Source organism: Mycolicibacterium sp. XJ2546 (assembly GCF_053483195.1).
The window spans coordinates 86,619-103,711 of sequence record NZ_JBEFRW010000012.1 but is presented as its reverse complement, the minus strand read 5'-3'; the positions used below and the strand labels follow the sequence as shown (position 1 = coordinate 103,711).

Genomic DNA, 17,093 nt, shown 5'->3' with positions numbered 1-17,093 from the left:
CGCCGGACTAGAAGCCGCCGAAATCGCCGAAGTCCCCGCCGAAATCGAAGCCGCCACCCTCAGCGGCGCCGGTGTCTCCGCCCATCCCCTGATCGAAACCCTGGTCATAGCCTTGGGCGAAGCCCTGTTCATACCCGGTGCCGTGCATACCGGAGAACAGCGCGTTGAACAGCAGCATCGAGCCCACACCCCACGCGCCGGCGACCAGCGCCGGTTTCCACCATGGTTCGGAGTACCAACCGGCAGGCACCGGGCGTCCGGCGACCTGGCCGCCGGGATAGTAGTTGGGGGTGCGCTCCGACGGCATCGGCGACGCCTCGATCTCGCGGCCCTCGAAGTTGACGCGACGGTCCTCGGTCACGGTGCCCGCCGACCGCTGACCCGCTAGCGTCTCCAACTCGGGTCCCGGGTCCATGCCCATCGCGATGCGCGCGGCGCGTACGTAGTACATGCCTTCGAGCGCGCTTTCCTTGGCAAGCGCGGCCTGCCGCACCGTGTTGGCTTGCTCGATCTGCGAGCCCGCGGCGGTGTAACGCTCTGATGCGTCGGCCATGGCCTGCTTGGACGCCTCGTCGGTGCCGGTCAGGTTGATCACCTGGCCGCCGAGGCGCTCGATGACCCGACGCGCGTCGGCCTTGGCATCGTCCAGCGCCGCCGCGCCGCGCTTGTCGGAGGCCTTCATCGCCGCGTAGACGAGCACGCCGAACGCGACGATGACCAGCACGACCAGCACGAGCAGCACGCCGTTCATGGCGTCCAGCCTACCGATCGCAAAGCTCCGGCCTTGGGTGGAAACCGGTGCGCACACGGACGCGGCGATGTGCACTGGCGCCGTGGTCGTCTGGCACGATCAGGCGCAGCGCATACCCGTGAACACAACCTCACGCGGCGCCACGCGGTGGGGTGGAGAGTCGAGTCCATGTCATCATCGGAATCGGAAACCGTCGAGAACAAAACGGAGGCCCGGTCGGCGAGCACCATCCTCAAACCGGTGTTCATCCCGGCCTCGGCCGTGATCCTCGGCCTGGTCGTTCTCGTCATCGTCTTCCGAGACCAGGCCGAAACGCTGACGGCGGAGCTCAACAAGACGATCACCGACGGCCTCGGCTGGTGGTTTGTGATCGCCGTGAACACCTTCCTCGGATTCGCGTTGTACTTCGCGTTCTCCAAGATCGGTCGCATCAAGCTCGGCCGGGACGACGAAGAGCCCGAGTTCGGTGTCGTGTCGTGGTTCATGATGCTCTTCAGCGCCGGAATGGGAATCGGACTGGTGTTCTTCGGTGTGGCCGAACCGTTGAGCAACTACGTGGCGCCCGCGGAGGCGTTCGGCGCCGAGCCGGCGTCCGACCAGGCTGCCCGCGAGTCGGTGTGGGTGATGATGCTGCAGTGGGGCCTGCACCCGTGGGCGATCTACGCGATGGTCGGACTGGGTATGGCCTACATGTCGTTCCGCCGGGGACGCCCGTTGGCGGTGCGCTGGCTGCTCGAACCGCTGATCGGCCGGCAGCGTGTGGAAGGCTGGATCGGTCACGCGATCGACGCGGTCGCGATCATCGGCACGCTGTTCGGTGTCGCGACGTCGTTCGGCTTCGGTGTGTCCCAGATCATCGCCGGTCTCGAATATCTCGGCTGGATGCAGAAGTCGAACACGCTGATTATCGGGGTCATCGTCTTCGTCACCGCCATCGCGACCTTGTCGGTGTTGTCCGGCGTGCACAAAGGGCTCAAGTGGCTGTCGAACTTCAACATGGGTCTGGCCGCGCTGATGGCGGCGATCCTGTTCATCGTCGGTCCGACGATATTCCTGCTCAAGGGCATCCCGGAGAACTTCGGTGGGTACCTGCGGATGCTGCCGACGACCGCGTTCCACACCGGCCCCTATGCCACCGACGGGTGGGAGGCGTTGTGGCCCATCGCGTACTGGGGATGGTGGACGAGCTGGGCGCCGTTCGTCGGCATGTTCATCGCGCGCATCTCACGTGGCCGCACCATCCGCCAGTTCATCGCCGGCGTGCTGCTGGCCCCGACCCTGGTCAGCCTGGTGTGGTTTACCATCTTCGGCAACACCGGTGTGTGGCTGCAGCGTCGTGACGGCAACATCGCCACGCCGGACGGTGAAGGGGGATGGGCCCTGGACACTACGACGGCGCTGTTCCAAACGTTCGAGGCGTTTCCGCTCGCCACCCTGCTCAGCGTGATCGCGATGCTGGTGGTCTTGTTCTTCTTCGTAACATCGTCGGACTCGGGATCGTTGGTGATCGACATGCTCGCCAGTGGCGGAGCCACCGACACCTCACCGATCACCCGCGTGTACTGGGCTGTCCTCGAAGGTGTTGTTGCGGCGGTCCTCCTGGTGGTGGGCGGCAGTGCGGCGCTTACCGCATTGCAAACGTTGTCGATATCCACGGCCGCGCCGTTTTCGGTGATTCTGCTGCTGGCGTGCCTGGCGATGCTGCGTGCGTTCCGTTACGAGGTCGCGAACATGCAGGGATATATCCAGATCACCAACGGATCGGTGTCGAGCGATACCGACACCGTCGCGGGAGCTTTGCCCGACGGCAGAGCACAACCGGAAGAACGGATCCGACGCCGGATGTTCAAGGGGCTGTCGGGGGTGTCGTCGACCTACATCGGCCTGCCCCCGATCGCGACACCGGGCGCCGAACCGGCCCCGCCGGAGACACAGATCCTCACCGTCCGGCACCTGCGACCGGGCGACGTCACGTTCCATCCCGCGACCGGGGAGCCGGTAGGCGTCGACTCCGTCGACGACCCGATCGCCGGCGAAGTGTTCGACACCCCTGAGTTCGAAAGCTCGCAGGAGTACCTCAACCACCTCAACGAGAACGGCGAGACACCGCCCGTGGAGCACTCGGCTGACGGTGTGGACGTCTGACCGTGCCGGGCGTGACGGCCCGCTCGTCGGAGCGACGGGCATCGAACCCGCGTCGCTAGTTTGGAAGGCGAAGGCTCCTCGTTAGGCTCAGGACAGCCGACGGCTTTGGGGTTCAGCGGCACCGAGTATTTGGTGTGTGGTGAGGAAGGGCAGCTAACAACGTCGTGCGGCCCGCTCGGTGGAAACGTCGCTGTGTGCGCGAGCAATGCGGGAGCAAGCGCGCGGCCCGAAACGGCCAGCGGTCTGCGAATACGCCGCAAACAGCGGCTTCTCTGGAGCGGGCGACGGGAATCGAACCCGCGTCGCTAGTTTGGAAGACTAGGGCTCTACCATTGAGCTACGCCCGCGTGTGCAGCACCAGCAGACTGTACCGGCGGCACCGGAACCAAATCCAATTAAAGGCATCGCGTGTCCAGCCCGTAGTATCTCGCGTGGTCGTTCTGTGTTTTCCGGACGGCCGAGCAGAAGACGGGGTGTAGCGCAGCTTGGTAGCGCATCCGCTTTGGGAGCGGAAGGCCGCAGGTTCAAATCCTGTCACCCCGACTGCAACACGGACCACACCAGAAAACGAGGAGCATGAACGTGAAGAGCACCGTCGAGAAGTTGAGCCCGACCCGGGTTCGCATCAACGTGGAGGTGCCCTTCACTGAGCTCGAGCCCGAGTTCGACCGCGCGTTCAAGCAGCTCGCCAAGCAGGTGCGGCTGCCCGGCTTCCGCCCCGGTAAGGCGCCCCGCAAGCTGCTCGAAGCCCGCGTCGGCCGCGAAGCGATGCTGGACCAGGTGGTCAGCGACGCGGTGCCCGGCCGCTACACCGAGGCGGTGACCACGACGCAGGTGAACCCGATCGGGCAGCCCGAGATCGAGATCACCAAGAAGGAGTACGGCGAGGACCTGGTCTTCACCGCCGAGGTCGACGTCCGTCCCGACATCGAGCTGCCCGACCTGACCGCGCTGACGATCACCGTCGACCCCATCGAGGTCACCGACGAGGAAGTCGACGCCGAACTGCAGTCGTTGCGCGCCCGCTTCGGCACGCTGACCGGGGTAGACCGCGCCGCGCAGAACGGCGACTTCGTCTCCATCGATCTGTCGGGGTCGATCGACGGCGAGGAGCTGCCCGAGGCCGCGACCGAAGGCCTGTCGCACGAGGTCGGTTCCGGACAGCTGATCGAAGGCCTCGACGAGGCGATCGTCGGGCTCAAGGAAGGCGAGAGCCGAGTCTTCACCACCAAGCTGGCCGCGGGCGAGCACGCCGGCAAGGACGCTCAGGTCACCGTCACCGTCAAATCGGTCAAGGAACGCGAACTGCCCGAGCCCGATGACGACTTCGCCCAGCTGGCAAGCGAATTCGACACGATCGAGGAGCTGCGTGCCAGCCTGCGGGAGCAGGTGCAGCGCACCAAGCGGGTGCAGCAGGCCGAGCAGATCCGCGACAAGACGCTGGAGACCCTGCTCGAGCAGGTCGAGGTGCCGCTGCCGGAGAACGTCGTTCAGGCTCAGGTTGACGACACCCTGCACAGCGCGATCCACAACCTCGACCACGACGAGGACCGCTTCGCCGAAGCGCTGGAGGCCCAAGGGACCAGCCGCGAAGAGTTCGACGCCGACAACCGCACCAACGCGGAGAAGGCGATCAAGACGCAGCTGCTGGTGGACGCGATCGCCGACAAACTCGAGGTCCAGGTCGGCCAGAACGACATCACCGAACGCCTGGTGCTGATGTCACAGCAGTACGGCATGGAGCCACAGCAGCTGCTGCAGGCATTGCAGCAGAACAACCAGCTGCCGGCGATGTTCGCCGATGTGCGACGCGGGCTGGCGGTGGCCGCCGTCGTGCAGGGCGCCACCGTCACCGACACCGACGGCACCGAGATCGACACCACGGAGTTCTTCGGCCGCACCGGTGAGCAGGCGGAGACGGAAGCCGCCGACGAAGAACCCGAAGCCGACGCACCCGAAGCCGACGCAACCGAAGCCGACGCAACCGAAGCCGACGAGGAACCCGCCGACGCCAAGTGACGCTGTGAGCGAACGCGGCCCCTCTGAGGACTGCGCAACGGCGTCTGTTGGTTAGTGTCGGTGAGAACGAGACTTTGACAGAAAGCAGGTACCAGTCGTGACTGACATGCGGTCGAACGGCCACGGGCTCAACCTGGTCGACTCGGTGTATGAGCGGTTGCTGTCCGAGCGGATCATCTTTCTGGGTTCGCAGGTGGACGACGACATCGCCAACCGGCTGTGCGCGCAGATTCTGCTGCTGGCCGCCGAGGACCCCACCAAGGACATTTCGCTCTACATCAACTCACCGGGCGGCTCTATCAGCGCCGGCATGGCGATCTACGACACCATGGTGCTCGCGCCGTGCGACATCGCCACCTACGGCATGGGCATGGCCGCGTCGATGGCGCAGTTTCTGCTCGCCGCCGGAACCAAGGGCAAGCGTTTCGCCCTGCCGCATGCGCGCATCCTGATGCACCAGCCGCTCGGCGGTGTGACGGGCAGCGCCTCCGACATCGCCATCCAGGCTGAGCAGTTCGCGGTCATCAAGAAGGAGATGTTCCGGCTCAACGCCGAGTTCACCGGGCAGACCGTCGAACGCATCGAGGCCGACTCCGACCGTGACCGCTGGTTCACCGCACAGGAAGCGCTGGAGTACGGGTTCGTCGACCACATCATCACCAGCGCGTCAGTCAACGGCCAAGGACCGGGAGCAGGACTAGACAAATGACCGATCACATCCATCCGTCTCTTGATCCCCGCCTTGCGCCGCAGGCCCGCTACATCCTGCCGTCGTTCATCGAGCACTCGAGCTTCGGCGTCAAAGAGTCCAACCCGTACAACAAGCTCTTCGAAGAGCGCATCATCTTCCTCGGCGTGCAGGTCGACGACGCGTCGGCCAACGACATCATGGCCCAGCTGCTGGTGCTGGAGTCGCTGGATCCCGACCGCGACATCACCATGTACATCAACTCACCCGGTGGCTCGTTCACCTCGTTGATGGCGATTTACGACACCATGCAGTACGTGCGCGCCGACATCCAAACCGTGTGCCTCGGGCAGGCGGCGTCGGCCGCGGCTGTGCTGTTGGCCGCAGGCACGAAGGGTAAGCGCATGGCATTGCCCAACGCCCGCGTCCTGATCCACCAGCCGGCGCTGTCGGGCGTCATCCAAGGCCAGTTCTCCGACCTGGAGATCCAGGCCGCCGAGGTGGAGCGGATGCGGACGTTGATGGAGACGACGCTGGCCCGTCACACCGACAAGACGCCGGAGCAGATCCGAAAGGACACCGACCGCGACAAGATCCTCACGGCCGAGGACGCCAAGGAGTACGGGATCATCGACACGGTGCTGGAGTACCGCAAGCTCTCGGCGCAGACCGCCTGAGTTTCAATCGCGTCGTTTACCTTCGTCGCGGACCCGCCGTGTGGCACTCTTTTCCGGCAGCCATCCGGGGGATCAGACGGCAGGAGAGCGTGATGCAGGTGGGGACACGACTCGGCGGCGCCATGGCCGCGTGTGCCGTGGGGTTGGCGCTTCACGTGGCGTCGCCGGCGGTGAGCCACGCCCAAGAACCCTGTCCGGCGGGGACGTACTGGGACGTCTACACCAACCAGTGCATCCCGTATTCGGCCGTCGACGTATATCTGAACCCGACACCGATCTACGGCCCGAACCCCGTTTTGGGCCCGGCAGGCCCGGTCGGCGTCGGGGGAGTGGTCGGCCCGGTTGGCCCCGGGCCGGTGGGACCAGGCCCGGTGGGTCCCGGCCCGGTTGGTCCGGGAGGCCCGGGCAGGCGCTGAGCCCGCGCGCTGGATATCTGCTCGCCGACGGGTACTTTGGTGTCGGACGGCTCCCGAAGCGATAACGGCGGCGACACGCCAGGGACACAGTGTGCGTTCCGGTCGGCGATCGGCGGCCTCAGACGATATGTTGGCGCGACACAGCTAAATACCAACCACGCGATTCGGCTTTATCGGTCGCACCGTGCGGGAACAAACGGGTAGCGTCGAGTCAACTCCCCAGAAAGCTCGGCGACAACCACAAGAAGATTCAGTACCGACTGCGAGGAAAGTAGGACCCCACCACCATGGCGCGCATCGGAGACGGCGGTGACCTGCTGAAGTGCTCGTTCTGCGGCAAAAGCCAAAAGCAGGTCAAGAAACTCATTGCGGGACCAGGGGTCTACATTTGCGATGAGTGTATTGACCTCTGCAACGAGATCATCGAAGAGGAACTCGCCGACGCCGACGACGTAAAGCTCGACGAGCTTCCCAAGCCGGCTGAAATCCGCGACTTCCTCGAGGGCTACGTCATCGGCCAGGACACCGCGAAGCGCACCCTGGCCGTAGCGGTCTACAACCACTACAAGCGCATCCAGGCCTCCGAGAAGACCCGTGACTCCCGCTCCGAGCCGGTCGAGTTGGCCAAGTCCAACATCCTGATGCTGGGCCCCACCGGCTGCGGCAAGACGTACCTAGCGCAGACGCTGGCCAAGATGCTCAACGTTCCGTTCGCCATCGCCGACGCCACGGCGTTGACCGAAGCCGGCTACGTCGGCGAGGACGTCGAGAACATCCTGCTCAAGCTGATCCAGGCCGCCGACTATGACGTCAAGCGCGCCGAGACCGGGATCATCTACATCGACGAGGTCGACAAGATCGCCCGCAAGAGCGAGAACCCGTCGATTACCCGCGACGTCTCCGGTGAGGGTGTGCAGCAGGCGCTGCTGAAGATCCTCGAGGGCACGCAGGCGTCGGTGCCGCCGCAGGGCGGACGCAAGCATCCGCATCAGGAGTTCATCCAGATCGACACCACCAACGTGTTGTTCATCGTGGCGGGTGCGTTCGCCGGGTTGGAGAAGATCGTCTCCGACCGCGTCGGCAAGCGCGGGCTGGGCTTCGGCGCCGAGGTGCACTCGAAGGCCGAGATCGACACCCAGGACCACTTCGCCGAAGTGATGCCCGAGGACCTGATCAAGTTCGGTCTGATCCCGGAGTTCATCGGGCGGCTGCCGGTCGTGGCCTCGGTCACCAACCTGGACAAGGATTCGCTGGTGCAGATCCTGTCTCAGCCCAAGAACGCGTTGGTCAAGCAGTACACCCGGCTGTTCGAGATGGACGGCGTGGAGCTGGAGTTCACCGACGACGCGCTGGAGGCCATCGCCGATCAGGCCATCCTGCGCGGCACCGGCGCCCGTGGGCTGCGCGCGATCATGGAGGAAGTGCTGCTGCCGGTGATGTACGACATCCCCAGCCGCGACGATGTCGCCAAGGTCGTCGTCACCAAGGAGACGGTTCAGGACAACGTGCTGCCGACCATCGTGCCGCGCAAGCCGTCCCGTAACGAACGCCGCGACAAGAGCGCCTAGTCCGTTTAACCCCTTAGCGCAGGACCCGGTCCGGCCGGGTGTAGACGTTCATCGAGTCGCCGCGCAGGAAAGCCACCAGCGTCAGCCCGGACTGGCTGGCCAAATCCACCGCCAGCGACGACGGTGCCGACACCGCGGCCAGCACCGGGACACCGGCCATCACCGCCTTCTGCGTCAGCTCGAACGATGCGCGTCCGCTGACCAGCAGCACCGTGCCGCCGAGCGGAATCCGGTCGTGCTCCAGCGCCCACCCGAGCACCTTGTCGACGGCGTTGTGGCGGCCGATGTCTTCCCGGACCGCGAGCGTGGCGCCATCGGTGTCGAACAGCGCGGCGCCGTGCAGGCCGCCGGTGCTGGCGAATACCTTCTGCGCGTCGCGCAGCAGGGCGGGCAGGCTCGTCAGGGTCCGCGCGGTGACGGTCGACGGGTCGTCGCCGGGGCAGTGTCGGCTGCTCAACTGCACCGCTTCCAGCGAGGCCTTACCGCACACCCCGCATGAGGAGGTGGTGTAGAAGTTGCGGGTCACATCGACGTCAGGCATCGCGACGTCGGGCGCCAGCGTGACGTCGAGCACGTTGTAGGTGTTGGCCGCGACTCCGGACTCATCAGGGCTGGTGCCCCTGCAGTAGCGCACGGTCAGCACGTCCTCGCGATGCGCGATCACCCCTTCGGTGAGCAGAAAGCCCTGCGCCAGTTCGATATCGGAGCCGGGTGTGCGCATGGTGACGGTGATCGGGGTGCCGTTGACCCGGATCTCCAGCGGCTCTTCGACCACCAGCGTGTCCGGTCGGGCGATGGCGTCCGCCGCGGTCACGTGCTGAACCCGGCGCCGCGCGGTGACCCGGCCCATTACGCCCGCTCCCGCCCGATCACGGCGCCAGCGTCGGCGCGTCCTCTGCTCGACGGCATGTGTCCAGCCTAGGACGCAGCCCACACCTGTTGGACTCGCCGCTGTCGCAGCGAACCGGCACAATGGATTCGTGGATCTTGAAACCGCATCGAAGGCTCGTACGCGCGCGTGGCGTGATCCGCTTTCGGCCGGGTTTCGCGCGCACCAAAACCTGCTGCTCCTGCGTCTGCGCTGGCATGAGCGGCGCGCCGCGGCGGTGGCCGAGCGGCTCGCGTAGCGAAGCGCCGCGCCGGTCGTCGACCCGAAGGCGGCGTGCTAGCCAGCTGCTACTGCCCGGTAACCATTTCCTTAGAAATGGCGGCGCCTCACGGGGTGACGAAAAGCACAGTTTTGTCTCACGAGAGCACCCCCCACACACGTGAGCAGCGCGTTTGGGCTACCCTGGTCCGAGTGTCCCCCGCGAGTCCGGTGTAGGCCTACCTAAGGAAAGTGCAATAATCGGTACTGGCAGTGACATAAAAAATTTTGGGTGAACGTCTGACGGCGCGGGTCATGCTGACGGCGACGCAAACGACGTTCGTCGGTCCACAAACAAGAGAGGCAGGCGAGTGGGGGCCAACGGCAACAGCGCCAGTCCAGGAACTCGGCAGAAGCTAGAGAAAGTCGTCATCCGGTTCGCCGGTGACTCCGGCGACGGTATGCAGCTCACCGGTGACCGATTCACCACCGAGGCCGCGCTGTTCGGCAACGACCTTGCCACGCAACCGAATTACCCTGCCGAGATCCGAGCCCCCCAGGGCACGCTGCCCGGGGTTTCGTCGTTCCAGATCCAGATCGCCGACTACGACATCCTCACCGCCGGCGACCGCCCGGACGTGCTGGTTGCGATGAACCCCGCCGCGCTCAAAGCGAACGTTTCCGACCTTCCCCGCGGTGGCCTGATCATTGCCAACTCCGATGAGTTCACCAAGCGCAACCTCGCCAAGGTCGGCTACGAGTCCAACCCGCTCGAAAGCGACGAACTGTCCGACTACGTCGTCCAGCCCGTTGCGATGACCACGCTGACCCTCGGCGCGGTGGAGTCCATCGGCGCGTCGAAGAAGGATGGCCAGCGCGCCAAGAACATGTTCGCGCTCGGCTTGCTGTCGTGGATGTACGGCCGCGAGCTGTCGCACAGCGAGGCCTTCATCCGCGAGAAGTTCGCCCGCAAGCCCGACATCGCCGAAGCCAACGTGCTGGCGCTGAAGGCGGGCTGGAACTACGGTGAGACCACCGAGGCGTTCGCCAGCACCTACGAGGTGGCGCCCGCCAAGCTGAAATCCGGTGAGTACCGCCAGATTTCGGGGAACACCGCGCTGGCGTACGGCATCGTCACCGCCGGCCAGCTGGCCGACGTACAGGTCGTGCTCGGCACGTATCCGATCACCCCGGCGTCCGACATCCTCCACGAGCTGTCCAAGCACAAGAACTTCAACGTGCTGACCTTCCAGGCCGAAGACGAGATCGCCGGGATCGGTGCGGCAATCGGCGCCTCCTACGGTGGCGCGCTCGGCGTCACCAGCACGTCGGGACCGGGGATCTCGCTGAAGTCCGAAGCCATCGGCCTGGCGGTGATGACCGAACTACCGCTGATCGTGATCGACGTGCAGCGCGGTGGCCCGTCCACCGGCCTGCCGACCAAGACCGAGCAGGCCGACCTGCTGCAGGCGATGTTCGGGCGTAACGGTGAGTCGCCGGTTGCGATCGTCGCGCCGCGCTCGCCGTCCGACTGCTTCGAGGTGGCCATGGAGGCCGTCCGCATCGCGGTCACCTATCACACGCCGGTGATGATCCTGTCCGACGGCGCGATCGCCAACGGCTCTGAGCCATGGCGCATTCCAGACGTCAACACGTACCCGGCGATCGAGCACACCTTCGCCAAATCCGGTGAGCCGTTCCAACCGTACGCACGCGATCCGGAGACCCTGGCACGTCAGTTCGCCGTCCCCGGTACGCCCGGTCTGGAACACCGCATCGGCGGGCTGGAGGCGGCCAACGGCTCGGGGAACATCTCCTACGAGCCGAAGAACCACGATCTGATGGTGCGGCTGCGGCAGGCCAAGGTGGACGGCATCAAGGTGCCCGACATCGAGGTCGATGACCCGACCGGTGATGCCGAACTGCTGATGCTGGGCTGGGGCAGCAGCTACGGCCCCATCGGCGAGGCGTGCCGGCGCGCCCGGCGCCGCGGGATCAAGGTCGCGCAGGCGCACCTGCGCAACCTCAACCCGCTACCGGCCAACCTGGGTGAGGTGCTGCGACGCTACCCCGAGGTCGTGCTGCCGGAGATGAACCTTGGCCAACTGGCGCTGCTGCTGCGCGGCAAGTTCCTGGTCGACATCCAGTCGGTGACCAAGGTGGAAGGTATGGCGTTCCTGGCCGACGAGGTGGAAGGCATCATCGACGCCGCGCTCGAGGGAACACTGGGCGACAAGGAAACTGACAAGACCAAGTTCGCGCGGCTGGCGGCGGCCACCATCGAGGCCGAAGCAGCCGACGCGACTGGTGTGGGAGCGAACGCATGACAGATCTGGTTGGAGCTGATCTCGGCCTGACATCGGGCACCAGTGGGGTGCCCACGACCGACCAGCCGCAGAAGGGCAAGGATTTCACCAGCGACCAGGAGGTTCGCTGGTGCCCGGGCTGCGGTGACTACGTCATCCTCAACACCATCCGCAACTTCCTGCCCGAGTTGGGTCTGCGGCGCGAGAACATCGCGTTCGTCAGCGGTATCGGCTGCTCGAGTCGCTTCCCGTACTACCTGGAGACGTACGGTTTCCACTCCATCCACGGCCGCGCGCCCACCATCGCGACCGGGCTGGCGCTGGCGCGCGAGGACCTTTCGGTGTGGGTGGTCACCGGCGACGGCGACGCGCTCTCGATCGGTGGCAACCATCTGATCCATGCGCTGCGCCGCAACGTCAACCTTACGATTCTGCTGTTCAACAACCGGATCTACGGGCTGACCAAGGGCCAGTACTCGCCGACGTCGGAGGTCGGCAAGATCACGAAGTCCACCCCGATGGGCTCGCTGGACTACCCGTTCAACCCGGTGTCGCTGGCGCTGGGCGCCGACGCCACGTTCGTCGGCCGCGCGCTGGACTCCGACCGCAAGGGCCTCACCGAGGTGCTGCGTGCTGCGGCCGCGCACCGCGGCGCCGCGCTGGTCGAGATCCTGCAGGATTGCCCGATCTTCAACGACGGCTCGTTCGACGCGCTGCGCAAGGAGGGTGCTGAAGAGCGCCTGATCAACCTCACCCACGGTGAGCCGGTGGTCTTCGGCGCCGACGGCGAGTACTGCGTGGTGAAGTCCGGCTACGGCCTCGAGGTCGCCAAGACCGCCGATGTGTCGGCCGAGGAGATCGTCGTGCACGACGCGCACAACCAGGACTCGGCGTATGCGTTCGCGCTGTCGCGACTTTCCGAGCAGAACCTCGAACACATGGTGATGGGCGTGTTCCGACAGGTCCACAGGCCGACCTACGACGACGCTGCCCGCCAGCAGGTCGTCGCGGCCAGGGAAGGCCAACCGCACGACACGACCGCGTTGCAGTCGCTGCTTCGGGGTAAAGACACCTGGATGGTCGACTAACGTCTGAGCCATGACGACCACCGTGGGCCTTGCCGCGATCATTTTGGCGGGCGGGGCTTCTCGCCGTATGGGCCGGGACAAGGCCACGCTTCCCTATGCGGGCAGCACCCTCGTCGAGCACATGGTGGCCATTCTCAAGCGCCGCTGTGCGCCGGTTTTCGTAGTGGCCGCACCGGGGCAGGCGCTTCCTGCACTCGACGCCGAGGTGCTGCGCGACGAGGTCCGCGGCGTCGGTCCACTCTTGGCGACCGGGCGCGGTCTGCACGCCGCCGCGGAGGCCGGTCATGAGCTGGCATTCGTCTCGGCGGTGGACATGCCGCTGCTGACGGGCCAACTCATCGACCAACTCGTGGGTCCCGCCGTGGCGCTCAACGCCGACGTGGTGCTGCCCTGGGATGGACGCGACCACTACCTGGCCGGTGTCTACCGGACGTCGCTGGCCGATCGGGTGGACGACCTGGTGGCGGCCGGACAGCGCAGCATGCGCGCGTTGGTGGAGACCGTCGACACGCAGCGCATCGTGCTGCCCGAGCAGGCCGCGTTGACCAACGTCAACACCGCCGAGGACTTGGCCGCGGTGCGCTCTCTGCAAATTGCCTAGCAAATTCACTTTTGAATAATCCGCTATTTGTAGCGGATGGAATTCAATTCTGTTGCATGAATTGTGTTCGTTATAAACGTCAGCAATAGCACCCCGCCGCCTATTTCATTTCGGTTAGCCGCTGCCGATAAAGCGCGGATCCGTTTCCGCCGCATGTGGTTTCGAATCGTCCAACCAACAATGTGAACCAATTCGAGCCATGGAATGTGCTCTGCGACAACGGTGCGACTGATCCCGGAAGCGATGATTCGGTCAGGTGCGCGGATGTTGACGCGGCACGGATGTGCGCGCCGTGCAGCCTACGACCTCTCAATCACGAGAACAGCTGTATACCAATGATTCTGAGGTCTTGGGCCGGCTGTCGCGGCCAGTTGCTGTTGAGCGCCAAATTTTGCCGGAGGCAGTGAAATATGCTCGGATACAGGGCAATCCGTCGTACCGAGGCGCTGACCGGCGAGGCGCCAAGCCAGCGAACTTCACCTGCTGTGGGCGGCGATTCTTGCGCCGGAAGTGCGGTTTCGCCCTCCGTGTGCCCGGAAAATACGTTCCTACACGTGGGCCACCTCACAAAATTGCCGTGATTTGGCTCACCGATGTGCGTCGACCCCATCTTTTTTCGCTGTAGTCGAAGTCGCCAGTGACCTGCACGGACGCTTGTAAAGCGCGGCCGTGATCTGTCCGTGATCATTCCGCGACACGTTCTTCACCGATATGACTTCCGCCGTTTGGGTTTGTACGGTCCAAAACGGCTTCTGCGGGAGCAAACAACTGCAAACCCACGAACCTGCGTGTGAGTGGGGCTGTCGGGGGAGATATACCTCCGGTGGCCGCTGGACGGTGATGTCCGGCGAGGTTTCGGCCTTCCGCTGTCGCACCCGACCGAGACGGTGCGGCCCAACCCCTGTCGCCTGACCAGGCACCTACACCTGCGTAGCCGCGGGTGCTTGTTGGCGCGCGCTTGGCGAAAGGATCGAAGTGAAGAACATCCGCAAGACGTTTGGCCTGGCGGCCTTCGCAGGCGCACTCGCCGTGGCTCCGATGGCCTTGGCGGGCACCGCCAGTGCGGACAGCGTGAACTGGGACGCCGTCGCGGCCTGCGAGTCCGGCGGCAACTGGTCGATCAACACAGGTAACGGCTACTACGGCGGTCTGCAGTTCGCCCTGGGCACCTGGCGGTCCAACGGCGGGTCGGGCATGCCCCACCAGGCCAGCAGGTCTGAGCAGATCCGCGTCGCGGAAAACGTGCTGCAGACGCAGGGCATCGGCGCATGGCCGACCTGCGGCGGGCGCGGCTAGGACGCGGATCCTGCCAGCAGGGCTAGACAGCGTAGAGGGCGGCGCCGCCGATGGGCGGCGCCGCCTCTTCTTTCTCAGAAGCCTCTTACACCAGTTAAGTAACGAATAAAACTTTTGACACTCACGTAACAGGTGACGTTCCTCACCCGACAGACCGGATGACCGCAACGGAGAGCAGCTCTTCACGCGGACCTTGTTTTCAACCGGTCGGGGAAGGACCGCAACGATGAACATTCGTAAGGCAGTCACCAAGGGCCTGTGGGCCACCGCAATCGCCGGCGCTCTGGCGCTCGTGCCGATGGCCGTATCAACGCCCACCGCACAAGCCGAGTCGGTCAACTGGGACGCCATCGCCGAATGCGAGTCGGGCGGCAACTGGAACATCAACACCGGCAACGGTCACTACGGCGGTCTGCAGTTCAAGCAGGCGACCTGGAGCGCCAACGGCGGCGTCGGCAATCCCGCGCACGCATCGCGCTCCGAGCAGATCCGCGTTGCCGAGAACGTGCTGCGCACTCAGGGTCTGAAGGCCTGGCCCAAGTGCGGCCCCCGCGGCGCGACACCTGCCGTGTGGACCAATGCCGGTACGCCCGCGGCGCCGTCGGCTCCCGCCGCCACCGGCTGCTCGGCGATGCCGACCCGGGCCCTGCTCGGCTTCGTCAACCCGCGCCAGATGTGCACGGCCCTGCTCAACCCGCTGGGCACCCTGGGCGCCACAGGCTGAACTCGTTGCCCTGCGGATCGACGAGAACGCCGCCGGGACCGCGCGCCACGGCCACCGCGGGCTCACCCTGAAGCGTCCACTGCCACCTATTGGGCACCACCCGCTCGTCGGCGACGCGGACAAACTTCCAGATCAACGTCTCCCAGCCGGCCGCGCCGTACAGCCAGCGCGGGGTGCCGTCGGGACCGTTTCGGACGTCGGCGCCCACCAGGGCCGCCCACCACGCGGCGAGTTCCTCGGGGCGGTTGCTGTCGGTGCACACCGCAAAGACCCGCGCGATGGCCTCACCTGCCGGTGCGGGATCGGGAAAGGCGCAGAACTCGTTGCCCTCGACGTCGGCCAGGGTCACCCAGCCGGAATGCTCGCCCAGCATCCGGGCTCCGGTGTCCAACAACGCCGTGACGTCGCGGGTGTAGAGGTCCAGATGCACGCGGTTCTTCACGGTCTTGGGCCGCTGCTGGCGACGAAACGCCAACAGCGCCTGCTGGGCGTCGCGACCCAGCACGTCGGCCCAGAACTTCTGCATTGCCTGCGGTTCGGCGGCCTCGACCGATAAGGCGCCCAGTGCGGTGCTCACGTGCCGGGCAACCGAAACGCCGACCGTGCCGCGACGGTGGCCAGGTGCCGCGTCAGCGCCCACTCGGGCACCAGCACCGTGGCGCGGCTGGCCAGTGTGCTCAGCAGCGCCGGACGCAGGTTGACGACAGCGCCGATCAGCCAGGATTCGCGCACCACCGACCGCACCCGCGGGCGGCGGAACGCCACGAACCGCGCGAACGCCCCGGGCAGGTCGGCGCCGTCGCCGACGAACGCCGCGAGGATCGCCGCATCCTCGATGCCCTGGCAGCCGCCCTGGCCCAGATGTGGCCGCATCGGGTGCGCGGCGTCGCCGACCACCAGCACCGGTCCGCGCGACCACTGCCGCGCCTCGTCGCGGTCGTAGAGGTCGTTGCGCAGCGTCAAGCGCGGATCAGTGGTGGCCAGCACCTGCGGAATCGGTTCGGCCCACGTGGCGAACCGCGACTGCAGGTAGGCCAGTTCACCCTGCGGGGCCCGTCCACCCTCGGGGGTGCGTTCGGTGGCGAACCAGTAGGTGTGGTCGGGCCCGAGCGGAACGTGGCCGAACTCGACGGCGGGTCCGAGAACCTCACCGGCGACGTCCGGATCGATCGGGCACGCGGCGACCCCGCGCCACGCCGTGTAGCCGACGTAGCGGTTGTGCAGCGTGCCGTTGAGGTGGCGCGCCACCATCGAATGCGTACCGTCGGCGCCGATCACGGCGTGCGCGGTCAGCGTCGACGAGTCCGACAGCGTCACCCGCACACCGTCGCCGTAGGGCACCAGCGCGGTCGCCGCCACACCGGTGCGCAACGTGGCGTCGGCGAGCGCGTCGGCCAACACCGCGGTCAACGCCGAGCGGCGGATCACCACCAGCGGTTCGCCGAGTGCCTTGACGATCCGTTGCGGCGACGGATGCCGCAGCCAGGCGCCGTCGCGCCAGCGCAGCGCTCCCGCAGTCACCCGGCCGCCGGCGTCACGCACCGCGTCTCCGACGCCCAACTCGTCGAGCGCGGCCAGCGCGTTGGGCCAGATGCTGATGCCCGCACCCGAGGACGCGTCGGTGCGCTCCTCGACGAGCGTGACGTCGTGACCGCGTCGCTGCAGCGCGACGGCGGTCGCCAAGCCGCTGATGCCGGCCCCGACCACCACGATCCGCTTCGGCATCC

General features: G+C 66.0%; 15 protein-coding genes, 2 tRNA genes and 1 pseudogene. 13 read left to right on the top strand and 5 right to left on the bottom strand.

All coding sequences use genetic code 11. The features are described 5' to 3' along the window. Positions 1–7 precede the first annotated feature (7 nt). Positions 8–751, bottom strand: a complete 744-nt coding sequence (locus tag ABQE44_RS19130) for a DUF1542 domain-containing protein (RefSeq protein ID WP_448431362.1) — start codon at positions 749–751, stop codon at positions 8–10. 168 nt (positions 752–919) lie between these two features. Between ABQE44_RS19130 and ABQE44_RS19125 the strand changes: the two genes are divergently transcribed. Next, positions 920–2,896 carry a BCCT family transporter gene (locus ABQE44_RS19125; RefSeq protein ID WP_448431360.1) on the top strand — a complete coding sequence of 659 codons (1,977 nt, stop codon included), beginning with the start codon at positions 920–922 and terminating at the stop codon, positions 2,894–2,896. A gap of 273 nt (positions 2,897–3,169) precedes the next feature. On the opposite strand, the gene ABQE44_RS19120 is transcribed toward ABQE44_RS19125, so the two are convergent. Continuing rightward, positions 3,170–3,243, bottom strand: a tRNA-Gly gene (locus ABQE44_RS19120). 122 nt (positions 3,244–3,365) lie between these two features. On the opposite strand from ABQE44_RS19120, the gene ABQE44_RS19115 reads away from it, so the two are divergent. From ABQE44_RS19115 to clpX, 6 genes and pseudogenes are all read left to right on the top strand, one after another. Next, positions 3,366–3,439: transfer RNA gene (locus ABQE44_RS19115), tRNA-Pro, on the top strand. Between the two features lie 39 nt (positions 3,440–3,478). Further along, positions 3,479–4,915, top strand: a complete 1,437-nt coding sequence (tig, locus tag ABQE44_RS19110) for a trigger factor (RefSeq protein ID WP_448431358.1) — start codon at positions 3,479–3,481, stop codon at positions 4,913–4,915. A 94-nt stretch (positions 4,916–5,009) separates the two neighbouring features. Beyond that, positions 5,010–5,624: pseudogene (locus ABQE44_RS19105) on the top strand (ATP-dependent Clp protease proteolytic subunit); the annotation flags it as partial. After that, positions 5,621–6,280, top strand: coding sequence for an ATP-dependent Clp protease proteolytic subunit (locus tag ABQE44_RS19100; protein WP_448394585.1), 660 nt, complete (start codon positions 5,621–5,623; stop codon positions 6,278–6,280). The pseudogene ABQE44_RS19105 and the gene ABQE44_RS19100, both read left to right, overlap by 4 nt. Before the next feature lie 92 nt (positions 6,281–6,372). Then, on the top strand, positions 6,373–6,696 hold the full coding sequence (locus tag ABQE44_RS19095; protein WP_448431356.1) for a hypothetical protein: 324 nt from the start codon (positions 6,373–6,375) through the stop codon (positions 6,694–6,696). Positions 6,697–6,983: 287 nt separating this feature from the next. After that, positions 6,984–8,264 (top strand): ATP-dependent Clp protease ATP-binding subunit ClpX, encoded by a 1,281-nt coding sequence (gene clpX / locus ABQE44_RS19090; protein WP_448394587.1) that lies wholly within the window; start codon positions 6,984–6,986, stop codon positions 8,262–8,264. A 13-nt stretch (positions 8,265–8,277) separates the two neighbouring features. Here the strand turns inward: clpX and fdhD are convergent, their stop codons facing one another. Further along, on the bottom strand, positions 8,278–9,114 hold the full coding sequence (gene fdhD / locus ABQE44_RS19085) for a formate dehydrogenase accessory sulfurtransferase FdhD (protein WP_448394588.1): 837 nt from the start codon (positions 9,112–9,114) through the stop codon (positions 8,278–8,280). Positions 9,115–9,244: 130 nt separating this feature from the next. Here fdhD and ABQE44_RS19080 point away from each other — a divergent pair, with 130 nt between their 5' ends. The 6 genes from ABQE44_RS19080 (at position 9,245) to ABQE44_RS19055 (ending at position 15,366) form a co-directional block, all read left to right on the top strand. Beyond that, entirely contained in the window at positions 9,245–9,391 is a 147-nt protein-coding gene (locus ABQE44_RS19080; RefSeq protein ID WP_448394589.1) for a hypothetical protein, read from the top strand. Between the two features lie 331 nt (positions 9,392–9,722). Further along, positions 9,723–11,678, top strand: a complete 1,956-nt coding sequence (locus ABQE44_RS19075; RefSeq protein WP_448394590.1) for a 2-oxoacid:acceptor oxidoreductase subunit alpha — start codon at positions 9,723–9,725, stop codon at positions 11,676–11,678. Further along, positions 11,675–12,745, top strand: a complete 1,071-nt coding sequence (locus ABQE44_RS19070; protein ID WP_448394591.1) for a 2-oxoacid:ferredoxin oxidoreductase subunit beta — start codon at positions 11,675–11,677, stop codon at positions 12,743–12,745. The genes ABQE44_RS19075 and ABQE44_RS19070 overlap by 4 nt, the downstream gene beginning before the upstream one ends. A 10-nt stretch (positions 12,746–12,755) precedes the next feature. After that, the gene (gene mobA, locus ABQE44_RS19065; RefSeq protein ID WP_448431354.1) at positions 12,756–13,346 is read left to right on the top strand and encodes a molybdenum cofactor guanylyltransferase; all 591 of its coding nucleotides are present in this window, start codon (positions 12,756–12,758) and stop codon (positions 13,344–13,346) included. A 975-nt stretch (positions 13,347–14,321) separates the two neighbouring features. Beyond that, positions 14,322–14,642, top strand: coding sequence for a transglycosylase family protein (locus tag ABQE44_RS19060; RefSeq protein ID WP_448394593.1), 321 nt, complete (start codon positions 14,322–14,324; stop codon positions 14,640–14,642). 226 nt (positions 14,643–14,868) lie between these two features. Beyond that, positions 14,869–15,366, top strand: a complete 498-nt coding sequence (locus tag ABQE44_RS19055; RefSeq protein WP_448394594.1) for a transglycosylase family protein — start codon at positions 14,869–14,871, stop codon at positions 15,364–15,366. Here ABQE44_RS19055 and ABQE44_RS19050 read toward each other — a convergent pair. Both ABQE44_RS19050 and ABQE44_RS19045 read right to left on the bottom strand, forming a co-directional pair. Beyond that, on the bottom strand, positions 15,332–15,943 hold the full coding sequence (locus tag ABQE44_RS19050) for a VOC family protein (protein ID WP_448394595.1): 612 nt from the start codon (positions 15,941–15,943) through the stop codon (positions 15,332–15,334). The genes ABQE44_RS19055 and ABQE44_RS19050 overlap by 35 nt on opposite strands. After that, complete coding sequence (locus tag ABQE44_RS19045; RefSeq protein WP_448394596.1) at positions 15,940–17,091, bottom strand: FAD-dependent oxidoreductase; 1,152 nt, start codon at positions 17,089–17,091, stop codon at positions 15,940–15,942. The genes ABQE44_RS19050 and ABQE44_RS19045 overlap by 4 nt, the downstream gene beginning before the upstream one ends. Positions 17,092–17,093: the final 2 nt, after the last annotated feature.